Raw genomic sequence first — 18,810 nt, forward strand, 5'->3', positions numbered from 1 at the left:
TCCCCTTTTCTCCTCGGGAAGTGGGTACGCGCCGCACGTTAAGAATGCCGTGTACACGCGCCGTATATCCGCCGTATATATGCGTCCCAGATCAGCATGAGGACGGCTGCCTGGCGTCCTTCTTGATCATTTACAGTTCGGCGGGAAACACCGATCTCCGGAGCGCGCCGCGTGTTAAGGTCCCCGGTACGGGGACGGGGGCATCTCTATGCGCTTCGGAATATTAGGACCACTCTCGGTCACCGAAGGCGAGCGGGCCTTCGAACTGACGTCGTTCAAATTGCGCCTTGTGCTGGCGGTCCTGCTCCGCCACGCCAATACGCCGGTCTCCGACGATCTGCTCGCCGACGCCCTGTGGGGCGAGCGGCCGCCCCGGTCGGCGTCGGCGAACCTGCGCATGTACGTGCACACGCTGCGCCGGACGCTGGAGAGGCCGGAGCGGATCGCCAGGATCTCGCCCGGCTACGCGCTCACCGTGGAACCCGGGGAGCTCGACGCGCGGCGCTTCACGGACCTCGTCGCCCAAGGGCGTGCGGCCGGTGAGTGCGCGGACCCCGCCGCCGCGCACGCCGCACTGAGCGAGGCGCTCGCGCTCTGGCGCGGGGACGCCTACGCGGGACTCAGCGAGTCCCCGCCGCTGCGCGACGAGGCCGTGCGCCTGGACGAACTGCGCCTGGCGGCCATCGAGGATCGGGTCTCCGCCGGCCTGGACCTGGGCCGGCACGGCGAGCTGGTCCCCGAGCTGCGCACCCTGGCCGCCGAGCATCCGCTCCGGGAGCGGTTCCGGGAGCAGCTGATGCTCGCCCTGTACCGCTCCGGCCGGCAGGCCGAGGCGTTGCAGGTCTACCGCGACACCCGGCGCGTGCTCACCGGGGAACTGGGCATCGAACCCGGCCTCCGGCTGCGGCGGCTGGAGGCGGCGGTGCTCGCCAACGACCCGTCGCTGGACCTCCCCGCCCCGGCGCGGGCCGCGCAGGGCGGACGACCGGCCTGGCCCGCGCCCCAGCAGCTGCCACCCGACGTGTCCGGGTTCAGCGGCCGGACGGACGAGCTCGGACGGCTCGCCGGCCTGCTGGAGATCGGCACGCGCCCGGGCACCGTGGTCCTCGCGTCGATGTCGGGCATGGCCGGGGTGGGCAAGACGACCCTCGCCGTGCACTGGGCGCACCGCGTGCGCGAACGCTTCCCGGACGGGACGCTGTTCGTGGACCTGCGGGGTTTCGGCCGGGTGGGCCCGCCCGCCCGGCCGGACGAGGTGCTCGACGTGTTCCTGCGCGCCCTCCATGTTCCGCCCGCGGCGATCCCCTCGACGCTGGAGGAGCGGGCCGCGATGTACCGGTCTCAGCTCGATCGGCGGCGCATGCTGATCGTGCTGGACAACGCGGCCTCGTCGGCACAGGTCAGGTCGCTCCTGCCCGGCACGGGCGGCTGCATGACGATCGTGACCAGCCGCGGCAGCATGTCCGGCCTCGTCGTCCGCACGGGCGCGCACCGGATCCGCGTCGACCTCCTGTCGCAGGCGGAGTCGCTGGCGCTGTTACGCGAGGTGATGGGGGCGGCGAGGGTCGACGCCGAACCCGAGGCGGCGGTGGAGCTGACGCGGCTCTGCGCGAACCTGCCGCTGGCGCTGCGGCTGGCCGCGGAACGCGCCGCGGTCCGCCCGCACCTCAGGCTGGCCGAGCTGACCCAGGAGCTCCAGGACGAGCGCCGCCGGCTGGATCTGCTCGCGGCGGCCGACGACGAGACCGTGGCGGTGCGCGCGGCGTTCCGCTGGTCGTACCGGGCGCTGCCGCCGGACACGGCCCGCACGTTCCGCCTCCTCGGCCTGCACCCGGGGCCCGACATCAGCCTGGACGCGGCCGCCGTCCTCACCGCTCAGGAGACGCAGCGCGCGCGGCAGCAACTGGAAGCGCTTACCGACGTGCACCTGCTGCAGGAGACGACGCACGGGCGCTACCGGATGCACGACCTGCTCCGCGTCTACGCCCGGGACCGCGCCGGCGCCGACGAGCCGGAACCGGAACGGGACGCGGCCGTCCGGCGGGTCCTCGACTGGTACCTGCACATGGCCGACGCCGCCGACCGGGTCCTGATGCCCGGCCGCCGGCGCGTTCCGCTGGACCCGCCGCGGCCGGAATGCCGGCCCGCCGTCCTGACCTCCGCCGGCGCCGCGCTGACGTGGTGCGATGAGGAGCGGCTCAACCTGGTCGCGGCGACGCGGCACGCCGCCGAAGCCGGCCTGCACGACGTCGCGTGGAAGCTCCCGTTCACGCTCTGGAGCTACTTCAGCCTGCGCACCCGGTGGACGGACTGGATCGTCACGCACGACATCGGCCTCGACGCCGTCCGCGGGAGCGGCGACAGGTACGGCGAAGCACATCTGCTGACGAGCATCGCCAACGCCTACCGGGATGTGCAGCGCTTCGACGAGGCGTTCGAGCGGTTCGCGGCGGCCGTCGCGATCGGCCGGGAGATCGGCGAACCGTGGATCGAGGCGTCGGCCCGAACCCTGCGCAGCGTGGCGCTCGCCGATCTCCGCCGGTTCGACGAGGCGACCGACGACTGCGAACGCGCGGAGAGGATCTTCCGTGCCCTGGGCGACCGGTGGGGCGAGGCGTGGGTCCGCTACCAGCTCGGGGAGATCTGCGGGAGGGTCCGCCGCCCCGCCGAGGGCATCGAGCACTCCCGGCGGGCCCTGGCGCTGTTCGAGGAGGTCGACGACCACTGGGGGGTGAGCCGGACGCTGTGGGCGCTCGGCCAGGCCTACCGTGACCTCGGCCGCCTGGAGGAGGCCGAGGACCACTCGCGGCGGGCCCTGAGCGCCGCCCGCGCGATCGGCAACCGCCTCGGCGAGGGCTTCGCGCTGCTGAACCTCGGCAAGATCAGGAACGACGCCGGCGACGGCGCCGCCGCACGGCGGCTGTGGGGGCAGGCGCTCGGCATCTTCGAGCAGCTGGGCGCCCCGCAGGCGGAGCGGGTCCGGGCGCGCCTGGGCGCGTCCCCGCGAGCGCCATGACCTACCGTTGGAACCGTCCCATCGTGGAGACGGAGGCGGGGCTTGAGCGATCATCACGAGCTGGTGGCGGCGCTGCGTGCGGCCGGAGTGGGCGGGGTGGACGACTCCGCGCTCGCGCGGTCGATGTACTCGTCGGACGCCTCGCTGTACCGCGTCCCGCCGCGGGTCGTGGTGACGCCGCGGGAGGCGGGCGAGCTGCCGGCCGTGCTCGGGGTGTGCCGGGAGGCCGGCGTGCCGCTCACGATGCGCGGCGGCGGGACGTCCATCGCGGGCAACGCGGTCGGGCCCGGGGTCGTCGTGGACGTCAGCCGGCACCTGAACCGGGTGCTGGAGATCGACCCGGAGGCCGGGACGGCGCTGGTCGAGCCGGGGATCGTGCAGGCGCGGCTGCACCAGATGGCGGCCGGTCACGGGCTGCGGTTCGGACCCGATCCGTCCACCCGGACGCGAGCCACGCTGGGCGGGATGATCGGCAACAACGCGTGCGGGTCGCGGGCGCTCGGGTACGGGCGGACCAGCGACAACGTGCTCGGGCTCGACGTGGTGACGGGCTCCGGCGAGCGGCTGCGGCTCGGGGACGTGCCCGGGGACGCCGCGGGCGGCGGGCTTCTCGACCGGCTTCGCGAGCTGGTCGGCGAGAACCTCGCGCTCGTCCGGACCGAGTTCGGGCGGTTCGGGCGGCAGGTGTCCGGCTACTCGCTGGAGCATCTGCTGCCGGAGAAGGGCTTCGACGTCGCGCGGGCGCTGGTGGGCAGCGAGGGGACGCTCGCGCTGACGCTGGCGGCGCGGATCCGCATGGTGCGGGAGCCCGCGTGCAGGCTGCTCGTGGTGCTCGGGTACGGGTCGATGGCGGAGGCGGCCGACGCAGTCCCGGCGATCCTGCCGCACGAGCCGGTCGCCTGCGAGGGGCTGGACGCGCGGATCGCGAACGTCGTGCGGGAGCGACGGGGCGCCGACGCCGTGCCGGCGCTGCCGGCAGGGTCCGGGTGGATGCTGGTCGAGCTCGCCGGGCCCGAGCTCGGGGCGTTGCGGGCGACCGCGCGCAAGCTCGTCGGCGAGTCGGGCTGCGCCGACTCGATGCTGGTGGAGGACATGGCGCTGGCCGACGCGCTCTGGCGCATCCGCGAGGACGGCTCGGGGCTCGTCGCGCGCACGCCCGAGGGCGAGCAGGCGCACGCCGGATGGGAGGACGCGGCCGTCCCGCCGGAGCGGCTCGGCCCCTACCTGCGGGAGTTCGAGGCGCTGCTGGGCCAGTACGACCTCTTCGGCGTGCCGTACGGGCATTTCGGCGACGGCTGCATCCATGTGCGGATCGACTTCCCGTTCGGGCGGGCGGACGGAACGCGGATCTTCCGGGACTTCCTGAACGACGCGGCGGCGCTCGCGGCGTCGCACGGCGGCACGATGTCCGGCGAGCACGGCGACGGGCGGGCGCGCAGCGAGCTGCTGCCGCACATGTACTCCGCCGAGGCGCTGGCGCTGTGCTCGGCCGTCAAGGACGTCTTCGACCCGGACGACCTGCTGAATCCGGGTATCGTCGTCCGCCCGGCGGCGGTGGACGCCGATCTGCGCGCCGTGCAGACGATCCCGCTGAACCGGGGTCTCGGCCTCGCCTACCGGGACGACCGCGGCGACCTCTCCCGGGCCGTGCACCGGTGCACGGGCGTGGGCAAGTGCCGCGCCGACAACACTGCGGCGGGCGGCGTGATGTGCCCCTCCTACCTCGCCACCCGCGAGGAGAAGGACTCCACGCGCGGGCGCGCCCGGGTCCTGCAGGAGGTCGTCAGCGGCAAGCTCGGCCCGGACGGCTGGAAGTCCGAGGCCCTGCACGACGTGCTCGACCTGTGCCTGTCGTGCAAGGGCTGCGCCTCCGACTGCCCGACCGGGATCGACATGGCGTCCTACAAGGCGGAGGCGCTGCACCAGCGGTACCGCAGGAGGTTCCGGCCGCGCGCCCACTACGCGCTCGGCTGGCTTCCGCGCTGGACGCGGCTCGCCGCCAGGGCGCCCGCGACGATCAGGGTGATGAACGCCGCGATGCGGTCACGCGCCCTGAAACCGCTGGTCGCGTGGGGTGCGGGCATCGACCGGCGGCGCACGCTGCCCGCGTTCGTGCCCGTGACCTTCCGGCGCTGGTTCGCGTCCCATCGCAGCCCGGAGGGCCGCAACGGCGAGGTCGTCCTGTTCGTGGACAGCTTCACCGACGCGTTCTCCCCCGTTGTCGGCCGGGCGACGGTGAAGGTGCTGGAGCACGCCGGCTACCGCGTGGCGGTGACCGAGCGTCCGGTCTGCTGCGGGATCACGTGGATCTCGACCGGGCAGCTGGATGGGGCGCGCGCTCAGGCCCGGCGGACCGTCCGGGCGCTGCTGCCGTTCGTCCGGCGCGGCGCGAAGGTCGTCGGCATGGAGCCGTCCTGCACGGGCGTGCTGCGTTCCGACGCCGAGGAGCTGCTGAGCGGGGTGGACGCGGCGGCGGCGCGCGAGGTGGCGGCCGCGACCCGCACCCTCGCCGAACTGCTCGCCGAGACCGAGGACTGGACACCGCCCGACCTCTCCGGTGTCACCGGGATCGCGCAGCCGCACTGCCATCACCACGCCGTCATGGGCTGGACGAAGGACGCCGCCCTGCTGAGGAAGGCGGGCGCGGACGTAGGCAGGCTCGGCGGCTGCTGCGGGCTCGCCGGGAACTTCGGCGTCGAGAAGGGCCACCACGACGTGTCGGTCGCGGTCGCCGAGCAGCAGCTGCTCCCCGCCGTCCGGAACGCGGGGAAGGACGACGTCGTCCTCGCCGACGGGTTCAGCTGCCGCACACAGCTGCATGAGCTGGCGCAGCGCGACGGCGAGCACCTCGCGCAGCTCCTGGCCCGCCACCTGCCGGACCGTTAGCCGCCCAGGGTGCGCGACAGCGTGAGCGCGGCCGTGTGGACGGCCGGCGCGGCGGCGGCGAGCCGCATCTTGTTCGACCAGCCCGACACCGACAGGGCGCCGAGGGCGAGACCGTCCGGGCCGAGGACGGGGCTCGCCGCGCACACGATCCCGGCGCCCGACTCCTCCCGGTCGTAGGCGACGCCCTCGCGGTGGATCCGCTCCAGCTCCCTGGCGAGCAGGCCCGGCGCGGTGACGCTGCGCTCGCTGGTCTTGACCAGCCCGGACTCCAGCACGGCCGTCACCACGTCCGGCGGGGAGAACGCCAGGATCGCCTTCCCCACCCCGGTCACGTGCGCGGGCAGCCGGCCGCCGACCTGCGACGGCAGCCGCGGCCCGCCGGACGAACCGAGGATCTCCACGTAGACGACCTCACCGCCCTCCAGCACCGCGAGATGGACGGTCTGCCGGGTCGCCTCCCTAAGGTCCGACATGTACGGGGCGGCGGCGTCCCGCAGCACCCGCTGGCGCGGCACCCGCTGCCCGATCTCGAACAGCTTCAGCCCGAGCCGCACCCGCGGGCCCTGCCGCTCCAGCAGCCCCGCCTCGACGAGGTCGAGGGCGATCCGGTGCGCGGTCGACTTCGGCAGGCCGCTGCGCCGGCCGAGCTCGGCGGCGCCGAGGGCGTCGTCGTCGGCGCGGAAGGCGCTCAGCACCGCGACGGCGCGGCGCAGGAAGCCGTCCTCGGACGGCACGGGCGGCGGCATGCAAGAAGTGTCCCACCACGCGGGACGGGCGCGTTGCCCGCGGTGGTCCGGGCGGGAGAGGCTCGGCCTGCCCGTACGAACGAAAGGACGCTCATGGACCCGGGTTCCGTGGAGAAGGCCGCGGCGGCGCTGCTCGACGCGTACGCCACCGGCACTCCCATCTCGCCGCTGACGAAGGACCATCCGGACATGTCGGTGGCCGACGCCTACGCGGTCCAGCTCGCCCAGGTCGAGGCGTGGACGGCCGCGGGCGCGCGGATCAAGGGCCACAAGGTCGGGCTGACCTCGGCCGCGATGCAGCGCCAGATGGGCGTGGACCAGCCCGACTTCGGCGTCCTGCTGGACACGATGTTCCTGCCGGAGAGCGGCCCGATCGACACCGGCCGGTTCCTGCAGCCGCGGATCGAGCCGGAGATCGCGTTCGTGCTGGGCCGCCCGCTGTCCGGACCGGGCGCGACCGCGGCGGACGCCGTCGCGGCCGTCGAGTACGTGCTGCCGGCGCTGGAGGTCATCGACTCCCGCATCGCGGACTGGAAGATCACTCTGCCGGACACGATCGCGGACAACGCGTCCAGCGGCGGTGTCGTGCTCGGCACGCGTCCGGTCCGGCCGGCCGACCAGGACCTGTCGCTGATGGGCTGCCTGCTGCGGCGCAACGGCGACCTGATCGACACCGGCGCGGGCGGCGCGGTCCTCGGCTCGCCGATCAACGCGCTGGTCTGGCTGGCCAACGTGCTCGGTGAGCGCGGCGTGGACCTGGAGGCGGGGCACGTGGTGCTGCCCGGCTCGATCACCGCGGCGGTGCCGGTCGCGCCCGGGGAGACGCTGACGGCGACGTTCGCCGGAATCGGGTCGGTCACCGCCCGTTTCGGGAAGGAGGAGCTCACATGAGCGAAGCGAACCGGGGGGCGGGGGGGGTCGTCCCCCCGCAGGCAACCGAGCGCAAGCTGACCGCTGCGATCGTCGGGCCGGGCAACATCGGCACCGACCTGCTGGTCAAGCTGACGCGCAGCGAGCTGATCGACGTCCACTCGATGGTGGGGGTGGTCCCGGAGTCCGACGGCTTGGAGCGCGCCCGCACGATGGGCGTCCCGGCGTCGGCGGAGGGCGTGGACTGGCTGCTGAAGCAGCCGACCCTGCCGGACATCGTGTTCGAGGCGACGTCGGCGAAGGCGCACCTGGCGAACGCCCCCCGCTACGAGGAGGCGGGGATCACGGCGATCGACCTGACGCCCGCCGCCACGGGCCCGCTCGTGTGCCCGCCGGTCAACCTGGACTCGCTGTCGGACGCCCCGAACCTCAACATGATCACGTGCGGCGGGCAGGCCACGATCCCGATCGTGCACGCCGTGTCGTCGGTGGTCCCGGTGCCGTACGCGGAGATCGTGGCGTCCATCGCGTCCCGGTCGGCGGGGCCGGGCACCCGCGCCAACATCGACGAGTTCACCGAGACCACGGCCCGCGCCATCGAGCAGGTCGGCGGCGCCGGGCGGGGCAAGGCGATCATCATCCTGAACCCGGTCGACCCGCCGATGATCATGCGGGACACGGTGTTCTGCGCGATCCCGTCGGACGCCGACACCCGGGCGGTCGCCGAGTCGATCGAGAAGATGGTCGCGGAGGTCGCCGCCTACGTCCCGGGCTACACGCTGCGGGTCGAGCCGCAGTTCGACGAACCCCGCGACATCTGGAACGGAATGGCCCGCGTCGCGGTGTTCCTGGAGGTCCGCGGCAACGGCGACCACCTGCCGCCCTGGGCCGGCAACCTCGACATCATGACCGCGGCGGCCGCCCGGGTCGGCGAGCAGCTCGCGCGCAGGAAGGTCACCTCATGAGCGACGTCATCGACAAGATCAGGATCACCGACTCGACGCTGCGGGACGGCAGCCACGCGATGGCGCACCGCTTCACCGAGGAGCAGGTCCGCGGCGTCGTGCACGCCCTCGACTCCGCCGGGGTGGAGGTCATCGAGGTCACCCACGGCGACGGCCTCGGCGGCTCGTCCTTCAACTACGGCTTCTCGCTGGAGGACGACGTCAAGCTCGTCGCCGCCGCCGTGGACGAGGCGACCCATGCCAAGATCGCCGTGCTGCTCCTGCCGGGCCTCGGCACCGTGCACGACCTGAGGATGGCGCACGACGCGGGCGCCTCCGTCGCGCGGGTCGCGACGCACTGCACCGAGGCGGACGTGTCGCTGCAGCACTTCGCCGCCGCCCGCGAGCTCGGCATGGAGACCGTCGGGTTCCTCATGCTGTCGCACCGGGTCGGCCCGGAGGAGCTGGCGCGGCAGGCGCGGATCATGGTGGACGGCGGCGCGCAGTGCGTCTACGTCGTCGACTCCGCCGGCGCGCTCGTCCTCGGCGAGGCGCAGGAGCGGATCAGCGCGCTGGTCAAGGAGATCGGGCACGAGGCGCAGGTCGGATTCCACGGCCACCAGAACCTGTCGCTGGGCGTCGCGAACTCCGTCTTGGCGCAGCAGAACGGCGCCCGGCAGATCGACGGTGCGCTGTGCGCGCTCGGGGCGGGGGCGGGCAACTCCCCCACCGAGGTGCTGGTCGCGACGTTCGAGCGGCTCGGCGTCCCGACCGGCGTGGACGTGCAGGGTGCGCTGGCGGCGGCCGACGACGTGGTGAAGCCGTTCCTGAACCGGCTGCCGTTCGCCGACCGCGGCGCGATCACGCAGGGGTACGCGGGCGTGTACTCCAGCTTCCTGCTGCACGCCGAGCGGGCCGCCGAGCGGTACGGCGTCCCGGCGCACGAGATCCTGCAGAAGGTCGGGGAGGCCGGCTACGTGGGCGGCCAGGAGGACATGATCATCGACGTGGCCCTCCAGCTCGCCGCCGAGCGCGATCGCGCGTCCTGATCCGCCGGAGCCCGCCCGGCGACGGCGCGCGGGCTCCGGCGATCATGATCTTTGCAGGGTGCAACCGTTGGGATAGCTTGAACGGCATGACCCACGAGGACAATCGCGCGTCGACTCCTCGCGGGCGGGCGCGCCGCGACCAGCTCGTCCGGATCGGTCTCGATCTGCTCGCCGAGGGCGGCTGGCCCGCGATCACCGCCCGGGCGGTGGCGGACCGCGCCCGCATCCGGCCGGGCCTGCTCCACCACTACTTCAACGGGCTGCCCGGGCTGCACGTCGCCGTCGCCCAGCGCGCCAGCGAGACGATCATCGATCCGGTGGTGGACGCGCTGGTCGCCGCGCCCGACACGCCGGCCGCGCTGCGCACGCTGCGCGACCTGGTGCCGGGCATGATCGCCGGTGAGCGCAACCTCAGGCTCGCCGCGGAACTGCTGGTCCGGGCGCTGCGCGACCCGCGGATGGGGGCCGAGCGGCGGGACTGGTCGCGGGCCGTCCGGGGCCGGATCGCCGCCCGGCTGGAGCAGCTGTGCCCGCACTGGCCGGCCGAGCGCCGCGAGGGCACCGCCATGCTCTTCACCGCGATGCTGGACGGCCTCATGCTCCAGCTGATCCTCGACCCCGACCTGCCCGCGGACCCCGCCCTGCACGCGACGGAGGCCCTGGTCGCCGACCCCTGACGGCCCTCAGGCGGGCCGGGCGGGGACGATCGCGACGGTGCGGCGGGCGCTCCGGAGCATCTCCGAGCTGGTCGAGCCCAGCGGGCCGGTGCCGGCGCTCCGGTCGCCCAGCACCAGGAGGCCGGCGTCGTCCGCCGCGTTGCACAGTGCCTCGTGGGGACGCTCCAGCGTCAGCGAGACCCGGATCTCGACCTTCGGGTACCGCTCCCGCCATGGCCCGACGGCCTCCTCCAGTTCGGCGGTGCGCGTCTTCTCCAGCAGCTCCCGGTCGTTGAACAGGGCCAGCTCGTGATCGGCGACCGCGCCGGGCTCCCAGGCCCCGTAGACGACGTGCAGGTCCCACTCGCGCAGGGCCGCCTCGCTCGCGGCGAATCCCAGCGCCGCGTCGCACCACGCCGACCCGTCGGCCCCGGCCACGACACGGCGCGGGCCAGTCCCGTCCCGGACGACGACCACCGGTCGGCCCGCACGCGCCGACAGTTCCAGCGCCGTCGACCCTTCGTCCAGTTGCTCGCGTGCCCCGACCACGATCACTTCCGCCCTGCCGGACGCGCGGTGCAGGGCCTCAGGTACCGGCCCCCGCGCCAGCAGCCTGCGCACCGTCCCGGGCGCGCCCAGCTCACGCGCCCGCCGTGTGCCCTGCTCCAGGAGGTTCTCCCCCCGGCGCCTCATGATCGTTTCGCACCGCCGGTCTTCATGCTCTTCCGGGTAGGGCCAGTGCCAGCAGTGGCACATCACCAGCTCCACCCCGCGCAGCCGCGCCTCCTCGACCGCCCAGCGCAACGCCGCGTCGTTGTGCGCCGTCCCGTCGTAACCGAACAGGACGTGCCCTTCTTGGTTCCTCTCTACGCCCTCCATGTGCCTGCCCTCCTCCTGCCAGTCTGCGCGCCCGCGGCGCACACCAGAAGGGCCTTTCGTCCCTGGCGCGTGCCTGACCACTTTCATGAGCGATTACTGTCACGGACAAGGAGGAGGCAATGAGAAGGCTAGGACGCGTCCGCCGCCGGTTCGGCTTCGACCGCAATGATCTGAGACGCACCGTCGACCGCCGCCAGTGGGCCGTCGGCGTCGGCGCCGCGGCCCTGTTCACGGTGCTCGCCCCGCCCAGCTCGGCGATCCTGGGCGCCGACGCCTACTACAGCGGCGTCAAGGCCGAGCACCGGTACGTCCACCGGATCACCGCGCAGATCACCCGCATCGACTCGCAGGGCGGCGCCGGCCTGCACCACACCTACGCCGAGCTGGTCTGGACGTCCCTCGACGGCCGACCGCGGACCACCGTCGTCCCGGCGGACAAGTCCGTCCGGCCCGGCATGGGACACCAGATATGGGTGGACGCCGCGGGCAACCCCGTCCGGCGACCGCAGACCCGCACCGACACCCTCGCGACCACGTCCGTCGCCGCGGCCATGGCGCTCACGGTCGTGGGCCTGCCGCTCCTGTCGGTCTACCTCCTCGTCCGCCGCCGCTGCGACCGCCGCCGCGACTGCCTCTGGGACGAGAGCTGGACCGCCCTGGCCCACCACTGAACCAGGCGGGCCGTACGTCCGCAGCGGTCAGTCGGTGCCGAACTCCATCGCGGCGCGGTCGAGGACCTCGGCGTCGCGGGAGTCCTTGCCGCGGGAGGCGATCGCCTGGGCGCCGCCCTCGGGCATCGCGCCGATGAGGCCGGTGGAGGCGGCCTGGGCGGCGCCGATCAGGGCCGGGTGCGAGCTGCCGACCATGCCGAGCCCGGCGTACTGCTCCAGCTTGGCGCGGGAGTCGGCGATGTCGAGGTTGCGCATGGTCAGCTGGCCGATGCGGTCGACGGGCCCGAAGGCGGAGTCCTCGGTACGTTCCATGGACAGCTTGTCCGGGTGGTAGCTGAACGCCGGCCCGGACGTGTCGAGGATGGAGTAGTCCTCGCCGCGCCGCAGCCGCAGCCGCACCTCGCCGGTGACGGCCGTCCCGACCCAGCGCTGCAGGGACTCGCGCAGCATCAGCGCCTGCGGGTCGAGCCAGCGGCCCTCGTACATCAGGCGGCCGAGCCGCCGTCCCTCGGCGTGGTAGGTGGCGAGGGTGTCCTCGTTGTGGATCGCGTTGACGAGCCGCTCGTAGGCCGCGTGCAGGAGCGCCATGCCGGGCGCCTCGTAGATGCCGCGGCTCTTGGCCTCGATGACGCGGTTCTCGATCTGGTCGGACATGCCCATGCCGTGCCGGCCGCCGATGGCGTTGGCCTCCAGCACCAGGTCGACGGCGGTCCCGAACTCCTTGCCGTTGATCGTCACCGGGCGGCCCTGCTCGAAGCCGATCGTGACGTCCTCGGCGGTGATCTCGACCGCGGGGTCCCAGAACCGCACGCCCATGATCGGCTCGACGAGCTCGATGCCGGCGTCGAGGTGCTCCAGGGCCTTGGCCTCGTGGGTCGCGCCCCAGATGTTCGCGTCGGTGGAGTACGCCTTCTCCACGCTGTCCCGGTAGGGCAGGCCGTGGGCGAGCAGCCACTCCGACATCTCCGTGCGGCCGCCGAGCTCGGTGACGAAGTCGGCGTCCAGCCAGGGCTTGTAGACCAGGAGGGACGGGTTGGCCAGCAGCCCGTAGCGGTAGAACCGCTCGATGTCGTTGCCCTTGAAGGTGGAGCCGTCGCCCCAGATCTGGACGTCGTCCTCCAGCATCGCGCGGACCAGCAGGGTGCCGGTGACCGCCCGGCCGAGCGGGGTGGTGTTGAAGTAGCTGCGGCCGCCGGACCGGATGTGGAACGCTCCGCACGCCAGCGCCGCGAGCCCCTCCTCGACGAGCGCGGCCCTGCAGTCGACCAGGCGCGCGACCTCGGCCCCGTACTTCGTGGCGCGGCCGGGCACCGAGGCGATGTCGGGCTCGTCGTACTGCCCGATGTCGGCGGTGTAGGCGCACGGGATCGCGCCCTTGTCGCGCATCCAGGCGACCGCCACCGAAGTGTCGAGTCCACCGGAGAAGGCGATCCCGATGCGTTCACCGACGGGCAGGGAGGTCAGCACTTTCGACATAAGTAGAAGTATGCACGCTACTGCATGAACATGCAAAGCCCTCTCGGCGAATGTGACCACCGCCATGTGCCCTGCCCGCTTGCACCCGGTACCCGAGTACGGGCTTACCGTCGTTGTGTGGCCGCCGTCGGGTGCGGCCGTGACGAGGAGCGCGGATGGGCGATCACGAGGTTCCGATCATGTGCACGCTGCCGCCGGACGGCCTGGTGAGCCGGCTGGGCGAGTTCGAGAGTCTGTTCGCCGCCTGCCTCGTCGGGCTGGACCGCGCGCCGCTGCGGCTGACGCTGACCTTCGACGCCGACGCCGGACGGGAGACGGCGATCCGGGAGTTGCTCGCCGCCGAGCAGCGGTGCTGTGCGTTTCTGCGGTTCGCCTTCGCCTGGGCCGAGGCCGGTCTCGTGGTGGAGGTGATCGCTCCGCCGGACGCCGGGCCCACCCTCGACGGGCTGCAGTCCCTCGCGGAGCGCGGCGCGACGACAGACGTCGTGGCCAAGGGCTGGACGACATGAGCGGCCGTTACGAGGGGCTGCGCTCCAGCCAGGTCGCTGCGGCCGCCGGGGTCAACCCGCAAACCCTGCGCTACTACGAGCGGCGCGGGCTGCTGGACCGGCCCGCACGGTCCCTGGGCGGTCACCGCCTCTACCCGGCCGAGACCGTCACGGTGCTGCGGGTGATCAAGGCCGCGCAGCGGCTCGGCTTCACCCTGGACGAGGTGGCCGACCTGCTGGGCATCGCCCGCCGCTCCGACGCGGGCCTGGCCGACCGGGCCCGGGCGAAACTGGAGGAGGTGGAACGCCGCATCGCCGACCTGCAGGTCATCCGCGCCGCCCTGCACGACGCCGTCGACGCCGGCTGCGACGACCTCATGACCTGCGCCGCGGAACCGCGGTGCCCCCTGCCGTTCGCCGAACTCGCGGGCCCGGGCACCGCGCGGGACCGGTCCTGACCGGGTCGGTACGGTTCCGCATATGACGGTCGTCCGGTCCCTGGCCCTGTTCGTGCTCGCCGCGCTCGCCGAGATCGGCGGCGCCTGGATGGTCTGGCAGGGCGTCCGCGAACACCGGGGGTTCTGGTGGGTCGGCGCGGGCCTCGTCGCGCTCGGCCTCTACGGCTTCGTCGCCACCTTCCAGCCCGACGCGCACTTCGGCCGCGTCCTGGCCGCCTACGGCGGCGTCTTCGTCGCCGGCTCCCTCGCCTGGGCCATGGTCATGGACGGTTTCCGCCCCGACCGCTGGGACGTCATCGGCGCCGCCATCTGCATCCTCGGCGTCCTGACCATCATGTACGCGCCCCGCGCCTGACAACCGGCCTTGCAGGCGTCCTGGAGCCGCGGTCCACGTCCTCGAACAGGGACGCCGCCCGGTCGGCGGTGCTCAGGGCCCAGCGGCCGGTGCTGAGGATCCCCAGGAGCAGGACGCCGATGCCAAGGCCGAGCACCAGCCACCACACACCGTGTTCCGCATCGGTGAAGGCCGTCCCGCCCTGGGACAGGGACGAGCCGACGATCGTGCCGGAGATGGCGACGCCCAAGGTGGTGCCGGTCTGGCGTCCGGCGGACGCAAGCGAGGACGCGGCCCCGGCCATCGAGCGAGGCATTCCCGACACGGCCGTGTTGGTGATCGGCGGGTTGACGGTGCCGAGGAAGACGCCGAACAGCAGGTAGATCGCGAGGACGGCCGGGAGCGGGGTGTCCGGGCCGAGCCAGAGCGACGCGCCACCGCCCAGCGCCAGGGCCGCCCCGGCGATCACCAGCGGCGGCCGGGGCCCTCGCGCGCCGACCATCCGTCCGGTGAACGGGGACAGCGCCACGACCAGGGCCCCGACCGGGAGCAGGCACAGCCCGGCGGTGAAGGCCGACATGCCGCGAACGTCCTGGAGGTACTGGGTGGTCACGAACAGGAACGCGCCGAACCCGCACAGGGCCAGCAGCGCCATCACGATCGCCGAACCGAACGGCACGCTGCGGAACAGGCGCGGTTCCAGCAGCGGGTCGGCGCGGCGCGGTTCGTAGGCGAGGAGGCCCGCGGCGCTGAGCGCGGCGACGGCCAGCGGTCCGATGGCGACCGGAGAGGGCCAGCCGGAACCGCGCGACTCGATGATCGTGTAGACGACGCCGGCCAGCAGCAGGACCACCAGGGTCTGCCCCACCGGGTCGAACCGGCGCGGCCGGGCGGCGCGGGACTCCGGTACGAACAACGCCGTGCAGACGATGGCGGCGGCCACGACCGGCATGTTGATCCAGAAGATGGAGCGCCAGCCGAGGCCGTCGACGAGGGCGCCGCCGAGGATCGGCCCCAGCGCCAGCGACAGGCCGGTCACCGAGCCGAACACGCCGATGGCCCTGGCCCGCTCCCCCGGTTCGGGGAACGTGTCGGCGACGATCGCCATCGCCACCGGGTTCAGCATCGTCCCGCCGGCGGCCTGCAGCGCCCGCGCCGCGATCAGCCATCCGATGCCCGGCGCCAGACCGCACAGCAGCGAGCCGAGCCCGAAGGCCGCGAGCCCGACCAGGAACACGCGCCGTCGTCCGACCCGATCGGCGGTGGATCCGGCCAGGACGAGGAAGCCGGCCAGCACCAGGGTGTACGCGTCGACCGTCCATTGCAGGCCGGACACCGACGTGTGCAGGTCGCCGCGGATCGCGGGCAGCGCAACGTTGACGATGGAGATGTCCATGACCACGACGAAGGCGCTGGCGCAGCAGATGGCGAGCACCAGCAGCCGGCGGCGCCGGCCCAGCGCGCCGGCCGTGGTGGGGAGCGTCGAGTCACTCATGACACGGACGCTAGAATTTAGAGTGTGCTCGAAGTCAACAGGCAGCCGATGACGGACGCGGGCGTGACCATCGCCGAGGCCGCCCGGCGCACCGGTGTCAGCGTGCACACCCTGCGCTACTACGAGCGCGCCGGCCTGGTCGTCGCCCCCGTCGACCGCACGGCCACCGGCCGGCGGCGCTACCACCGGCTCGACCTCGACTGGATCAAGATCTGCACGAGGCTGCGGGCCACCGGCATGCCCATCAGGACCATCCGGCGCTACGCCGAGCTCGTCTCCGCCGGACGCGGGAACGAGCAGGAACGGCTCGCGCTCCTGGAGGCCCACCGCGCCGACGTTTCCGCCAGGCTCGCCGAGATCCAGGACAACCTCAAGCTCATCGACCACAAGATCGACGTCTACCGAGGCCGCCTCGAAGCCGGCGACGCCGACCGCCTCTGGGCCCCCGACCGCCGGGATGATGGCTGAGGTTCCTTCAGGGCTTCAGCATGGGGGCGATCTTCATCGCGGCGGCGTAGGCCCGGTTGAGCCGCCGGCTCCGTTCGTCGTCGTCCGATGACACCGTCGCCCGCACCAGCAGGTTGCGCCCGCAGCCGGAGCCGGATGGCGGGAAAACGACGTCGTGGTCCCGGGGGCACGGTGACGTCGGGAATCCGCCAGGGGTCGGGCGGCGGCGCCTGTTGGGTGGATTGCGCAGGCATGACCACCCACCTCAGGACGGGAATCGATGCTCACCACTTCGTCCGGCACCCCTGATACGACCGCCCGACCGGCACCGGCCGGATGGCCGGCCGTGCTGTCGGTGACAACCGGGATCTTCGCGATCGTCACCACCGAGATCCTGCCGATCGGGCTGCTGACGTCCATCGGGGCAGGCTTCACCGTCTCGGACGGGACGGCCGGGCTGATGATGACCATGCCCGGGTATCTGGCGGCGGTCTCGGCGCCCACGGTCACCGTCGTGACGGCGAGGATCGACCGGCGGGTGATGCTGTGCGCCCTCATGTTCCTGCTCGCGGCGGCGAACTTCATCGCCGCCGCCGCGCCGGCGTACTGGGCGCTGCTCGTCTCGCGGGTCCTCGTCGGGGTCGTCATCGGGGGTTTCTGGTCGATCGGGGCGGGGCTGGCGGGCCGCCTGGTACCGGCGAGGTCCGCGCGGCGGGCGACGGCGGTGATCTTCTCGGCCGTTCCGCTGGGGTCGGTTCTCGGTGTGCCCTTGGGGACGTTGATCGGAAATCTGGCCGGGTGGCGGGTCAGCTTCGTGATCCTGGGTCTGCTGTCGGTGGCGGTGCTCATCGCGCTCACCGTGCTGGTCCCGCCGCTGCCCGCCGCAAACGTCACCCGGCTCGACGTCCTCGGCGGCATGGTCCGCAGCCGCGGCACACAGCTCGCGCTGGCGGTGACCGTCCTCGTGGTGCTCGCACATTTCGCCACATACACGTATGTCGCACCGTTCCTGGAGCGGGTCACGCATGTGTCGTCCGGGTCGATCACGATGTTCTTGCTGGCGTACGGCGTCGCGGGCGTCGCCGGCAACTTCCTTGCGGGCTCGGCCGTCGCACGCCATCCGCACGCCGTCTTCGCCGCCGCCGGGAGCCTGATCGCCGTCGCGACGCTGGCGCTGCCCCTTCTCGGACGATCGGAGCCGGGCGCCGTCGCGCTGCTGATCGTCTGGGGTGTGGGCTACGGCGCCGTCCCGGTCTGTTCGCAGACCTTGTTCGCCAGGGCGGCCCCGCACGCACCGGAAGCGGCCTTGGTGCTGTTCACGGCGTCCTTCCAGGCGACGCTGTCGACCGGAGCCCTGGTCGGCGGCATCGTCCTGGACGCCACGTCCCTTCCAACGGTCATGACGCTCGGCGGAGCCACCGCCATGTGCATGGCGCTGATCACGAGCTGGCGGGCATACCCGGGTCGAGGGCCGGACGCGCCGGGAGGTGCCGATCCCGCTCGGGCGATGCGAGGATGACCGCGATGGATTCCTACGTCGAGCATCCGCCGTTGCCGGCCTTGGCAGGTGTGGTGCGGACGGTCTGGATCCAGCGAACGGGTGAGGCGGCGTACGTGCAGCGCCACCTGCCCACGGGCGGGGTCGAGATCCACTTTCCGATCGGCGGCCGTCCCCAGCTGGTGGGCCCGCTGACCGGTCCGGAGGTCGAGGTCATACCGGCGCACACCACGATGGTCGGAGTGCGCTTCCAGCCAGGGAGCGCGCCGCCCCTCCCGACGGTGCTCGACGACCTGGTGGACCAGCGCCTGGGCCTGGCGGAGCTGTGGGGAAGTCCGGTGGATGGCCTCGTGGAGACGATGGCCCAGGCCGGGACGCCCGAGCGGGCGCTGATGTTCTTGCAGACCCACCTCCTGCGGGAGTATCGGCGTGCGGTCCGCGTGGATCCGCTGGTGGGCGAAGCCGTGAAGGCGCTGATGCCCTGGCAGCCGGTCGACATCGACAGCCTGGCCACCCACCTGGCGCTCTCCGCGAGCCAGCTGCGCCGCCGCTGCCTGCATGCCGTCGGGATGAGTCCCAAGGCCCTCCAGCGGATGCTGCGGTTCCAGGGATTCCTCGCGCTGGCCCAGGCCGGTGCGACCGCCACGGGACGGCGTGGCGCGGACGGCATGGCGGGGCTGGCGGTCGACGTGGGGTACGCCGACCAGGCGCACCTCAGCCGGGAATGCCTCCGCCTGACAGGCCTCACCCCGCGGCGGCTCCTCGGCGGCGACCTCGACCGGTGCGCCTGCGGTCATGAGCACTCCGCCTCCTACCAGCCCTTCCTCGCGGGGCGCAGAACGCCGCTGCTGCTTGCCTGAAGTTGCGCGATTCGTTCAAGAACGATCGCCACAACGT

Annotated in this window: 17 protein-coding genes; 13 read left to right on the forward strand and 4 right to left on the reverse strand. The window is 73.0% G+C overall.

Features of this window, described 5'->3' with window-relative positions; all coding sequences use genetic code 11:
• Window positions 1–289: 289 nt before the first annotated feature.
• Window positions 290–3,016 (forward strand): BTAD domain-containing putative transcriptional regulator, encoded by a 2,727-nt coding sequence (locus ACQPXG_RS25720; protein WP_433461673.1) that lies wholly within the window; start codon window positions 290–292, stop codon window positions 3,014–3,016.
• 42 nt (window positions 3,017–3,058) lie between these two features.
• The gene (locus ACQPXG_RS25725; RefSeq protein WP_433461674.1) at window positions 3,059–5,902 is read left to right on the forward strand and encodes an FAD-binding and (Fe-S)-binding domain-containing protein; all 2,844 of its coding nucleotides are present in this window, start codon (window positions 3,059–3,061) and stop codon (window positions 5,900–5,902) included.
• Here ACQPXG_RS25725 and ACQPXG_RS25730 read toward each other — a convergent pair.
• Window positions 5,899–6,648 (reverse strand): IclR family transcriptional regulator, encoded by a 750-nt coding sequence (locus ACQPXG_RS25730; RefSeq protein ID WP_433461675.1) that lies wholly within the window; start codon window positions 6,646–6,648, stop codon window positions 5,899–5,901. The genes ACQPXG_RS25725 and ACQPXG_RS25730 overlap by 4 nt on opposite strands.
• A 93-nt stretch (window positions 6,649–6,741) precedes the next feature.
• Between ACQPXG_RS25730 and ACQPXG_RS25735 the strand changes: the two genes are divergently transcribed.
• The 4 genes from ACQPXG_RS25735 (at window position 6,742) to ACQPXG_RS25750 (ending at window position 10,188) form a co-directional block, all read left to right on the forward strand.
• Complete coding sequence (locus ACQPXG_RS25735) at window positions 6,742–7,539, forward strand: 2-keto-4-pentenoate hydratase (RefSeq protein ID WP_433461676.1); 798 nt, start codon at window positions 6,742–6,744, stop codon at window positions 7,537–7,539.
• Entirely contained in the window at window positions 7,536–8,483 is a 948-nt protein-coding gene (locus ACQPXG_RS25740) for an acetaldehyde dehydrogenase (acetylating) (protein ID WP_433461677.1), read from the forward strand. The genes ACQPXG_RS25735 and ACQPXG_RS25740 overlap by 4 nt, the downstream gene beginning before the upstream one ends.
• Window positions 8,480–9,511, forward strand: coding sequence for a 4-hydroxy-2-oxovalerate aldolase (gene dmpG, locus ACQPXG_RS25745; protein WP_433461678.1), 1,032 nt, complete (start codon window positions 8,480–8,482; stop codon window positions 9,509–9,511). Before ACQPXG_RS25740 ends, dmpG begins: the two co-directional genes overlap by 4 nt.
• 86 nt (window positions 9,512–9,597) lie before the next feature.
• Window positions 9,598–10,188 (forward strand): TetR/AcrR family transcriptional regulator, encoded by a 591-nt coding sequence (locus ACQPXG_RS25750; RefSeq protein ID WP_433461679.1) that lies wholly within the window; start codon window positions 9,598–9,600, stop codon window positions 10,186–10,188.
• Between the two features lie 6 nt (window positions 10,189–10,194).
• On the opposite strand, the gene ACQPXG_RS25755 is transcribed toward ACQPXG_RS25750, so the two are convergent.
• Complete coding sequence (locus ACQPXG_RS25755) at window positions 10,195–11,046, reverse strand: universal stress protein (RefSeq protein ID WP_433461680.1); 852 nt, start codon at window positions 11,044–11,046, stop codon at window positions 10,195–10,197.
• A gap of 119 nt (window positions 11,047–11,165) precedes the next feature.
• On the opposite strand from ACQPXG_RS25755, the gene ACQPXG_RS25760 reads away from it, so the two are divergent.
• A complete protein-coding gene (locus tag ACQPXG_RS25760) occupies window positions 11,166–11,717 on the forward strand; it encodes an Rv1733c family protein (RefSeq protein WP_433461681.1) in 552 nt (183 codons plus the stop codon).
• A 27-nt stretch (window positions 11,718–11,744) separates the two neighbouring features.
• Here the strand turns inward: ACQPXG_RS25760 and argG are convergent, their stop codons facing one another.
• Window positions 11,745–13,193 carry an argininosuccinate synthase gene (gene argG, locus ACQPXG_RS25765; RefSeq protein WP_433461682.1) on the reverse strand — a complete coding sequence of 483 codons (1,449 nt, stop codon included), beginning with the start codon at window positions 13,191–13,193 and terminating at the stop codon, window positions 11,745–11,747.
• Window positions 13,194–13,348: 155 nt separating this feature from the next.
• Between argG and ACQPXG_RS25770 the strand changes: the two genes are divergently transcribed.
• Genes ACQPXG_RS25770 through ACQPXG_RS25780 form a run of 3 tightly spaced genes read left to right on the forward strand, consistent with a single transcriptional unit; the run spans window position 13,349 to window position 14,494 of the window.
• Complete coding sequence (locus ACQPXG_RS25770; RefSeq protein ID WP_433461683.1) at window positions 13,349–13,702, forward strand: hypothetical protein; 354 nt, start codon at window positions 13,349–13,351, stop codon at window positions 13,700–13,702.
• Window positions 13,699–14,139: a MerR family transcriptional regulator gene (locus tag ACQPXG_RS25775; protein ID WP_433461684.1), complete on the forward strand. Its 441-nt coding sequence runs from the start codon at window positions 13,699–13,701 to the stop codon at window positions 14,137–14,139. The genes ACQPXG_RS25770 and ACQPXG_RS25775 overlap by 4 nt, the downstream gene beginning before the upstream one ends.
• A gap of 22 nt (window positions 14,140–14,161) precedes the next feature.
• Window positions 14,162–14,494 carry a YnfA family protein gene (locus tag ACQPXG_RS25780; RefSeq protein WP_433461685.1) on the forward strand — a complete coding sequence of 111 codons (333 nt, stop codon included), beginning with the start codon at window positions 14,162–14,164 and terminating at the stop codon, window positions 14,492–14,494.
• On the opposite strand, the gene ACQPXG_RS25785 is transcribed toward ACQPXG_RS25780, so the two are convergent.
• Window positions 14,472–15,968 carry an MFS transporter gene (locus ACQPXG_RS25785; RefSeq protein ID WP_433461686.1) on the reverse strand — a complete coding sequence of 499 codons (1,497 nt, stop codon included), beginning with the start codon at window positions 15,966–15,968 and terminating at the stop codon, window positions 14,472–14,474. The two genes, ACQPXG_RS25780 and ACQPXG_RS25785, sit on opposite strands and share 23 nt — an antisense overlap.
• A gap of 24 nt (window positions 15,969–15,992) precedes the next feature.
• On the opposite strand from ACQPXG_RS25785, the gene ACQPXG_RS25790 reads away from it, so the two are divergent.
• The 3 genes from ACQPXG_RS25790 to ACQPXG_RS25800 all read left to right on the forward strand — a co-directional run bounded on the left by ACQPXG_RS25790 (window position 15,993) and on the right by ACQPXG_RS25800 (window position 18,773).
• Window positions 15,993–16,436, forward strand: a complete 444-nt coding sequence (locus ACQPXG_RS25790) for a MerR family transcriptional regulator (RefSeq protein WP_433461687.1) — start codon at window positions 15,993–15,995, stop codon at window positions 16,434–16,436.
• A gap of 325 nt (window positions 16,437–16,761) precedes the next feature.
• The gene (locus ACQPXG_RS25795) at window positions 16,762–17,934 is read left to right on the forward strand and encodes an MFS transporter (protein WP_433461688.1); all 1,173 of its coding nucleotides are present in this window, start codon (window positions 16,762–16,764) and stop codon (window positions 17,932–17,934) included.
• 5 nt (window positions 17,935–17,939) lie between these two features.
• Window positions 17,940–18,773, forward strand: coding sequence for a DUF6597 domain-containing transcriptional factor (locus tag ACQPXG_RS25800; protein ID WP_433461689.1), 834 nt, complete (start codon window positions 17,940–17,942; stop codon window positions 18,771–18,773).
• Window positions 18,774–18,810 lie beyond the last annotated feature (37 nt).

Origin of the sequence: Spirillospora sp. CA-128828, assembly GCF_050945415.1 — a bacterium.
Lineage (GTDB): Bacteria > Actinomycetota > Actinomycetes > Streptosporangiales > Streptosporangiaceae > Spirillospora.

Bases quoted from the DNA above. Each gene is read 5' to 3' on its own strand.
- ACQPXG_RS25730 (WP_433461675.1), bottom strand. From the start codon at position 6,648: ATGCCGCCGCCCGTGCCGTCCGAGGACGGCTTCCTGCGCCGCGCCGTC.
- ACQPXG_RS25735 (WP_433461676.1), top strand. From the start codon at position 6,742: ATGGACCCGGGTTCCGTGGAGAAGGCCGCGGCGGCGCTGCTCGACGCG.
- ACQPXG_RS25740 (WP_433461677.1), top strand. From the start codon at position 7,536: ATGAGCGAAGCGAACCGGGGGGCGGGGGGGGTCGTCCCCCCGCAGGCA.
- dmpG (WP_433461678.1), top strand. From the start codon at position 8,480: ATGAGCGACGTCATCGACAAGATCAGGATCACCGACTCGACGCTGCGG.
- ACQPXG_RS25750 (WP_433461679.1), top strand. From the start codon at position 9,598: ATGACCCACGAGGACAATCGCGCGTCGACTCCTCGCGGGCGGGCGCGC.
- ACQPXG_RS25755 (WP_433461680.1), bottom strand. From the start codon at position 11,046: ATGGAGGGCGTAGAGAGGAACCAAGAAGGGCACGTCCTGTTCGGTTAC.
- ACQPXG_RS25760 (WP_433461681.1), top strand. From the start codon at position 11,166: ATGAGAAGGCTAGGACGCGTCCGCCGCCGGTTCGGCTTCGACCGCAAT.
- argG (WP_433461682.1), bottom strand. From the start codon at position 13,193: ATGTCGAAAGTGCTGACCTCCCTGCCCGTCGGTGAACGCATCGGGATC.
- ACQPXG_RS25770 (WP_433461683.1), top strand. From the start codon at position 13,349: ATGGGCGATCACGAGGTTCCGATCATGTGCACGCTGCCGCCGGACGGC.
- ACQPXG_RS25775 (WP_433461684.1), top strand. From the start codon at position 13,699: ATGAGCGGCCGTTACGAGGGGCTGCGCTCCAGCCAGGTCGCTGCGGCC.
- ACQPXG_RS25780 (WP_433461685.1), top strand. From the start codon at position 14,162: ATGACGGTCGTCCGGTCCCTGGCCCTGTTCGTGCTCGCCGCGCTCGCC.
- ACQPXG_RS25785 (WP_433461686.1), bottom strand. From the start codon at position 15,968: ATGAGTGACTCGACGCTCCCCACCACGGCCGGCGCGCTGGGCCGGCGC.
- ACQPXG_RS25800 (WP_433461689.1), top strand. From the start codon at position 17,940: ATGGATTCCTACGTCGAGCATCCGCCGTTGCCGGCCTTGGCAGGTGTG.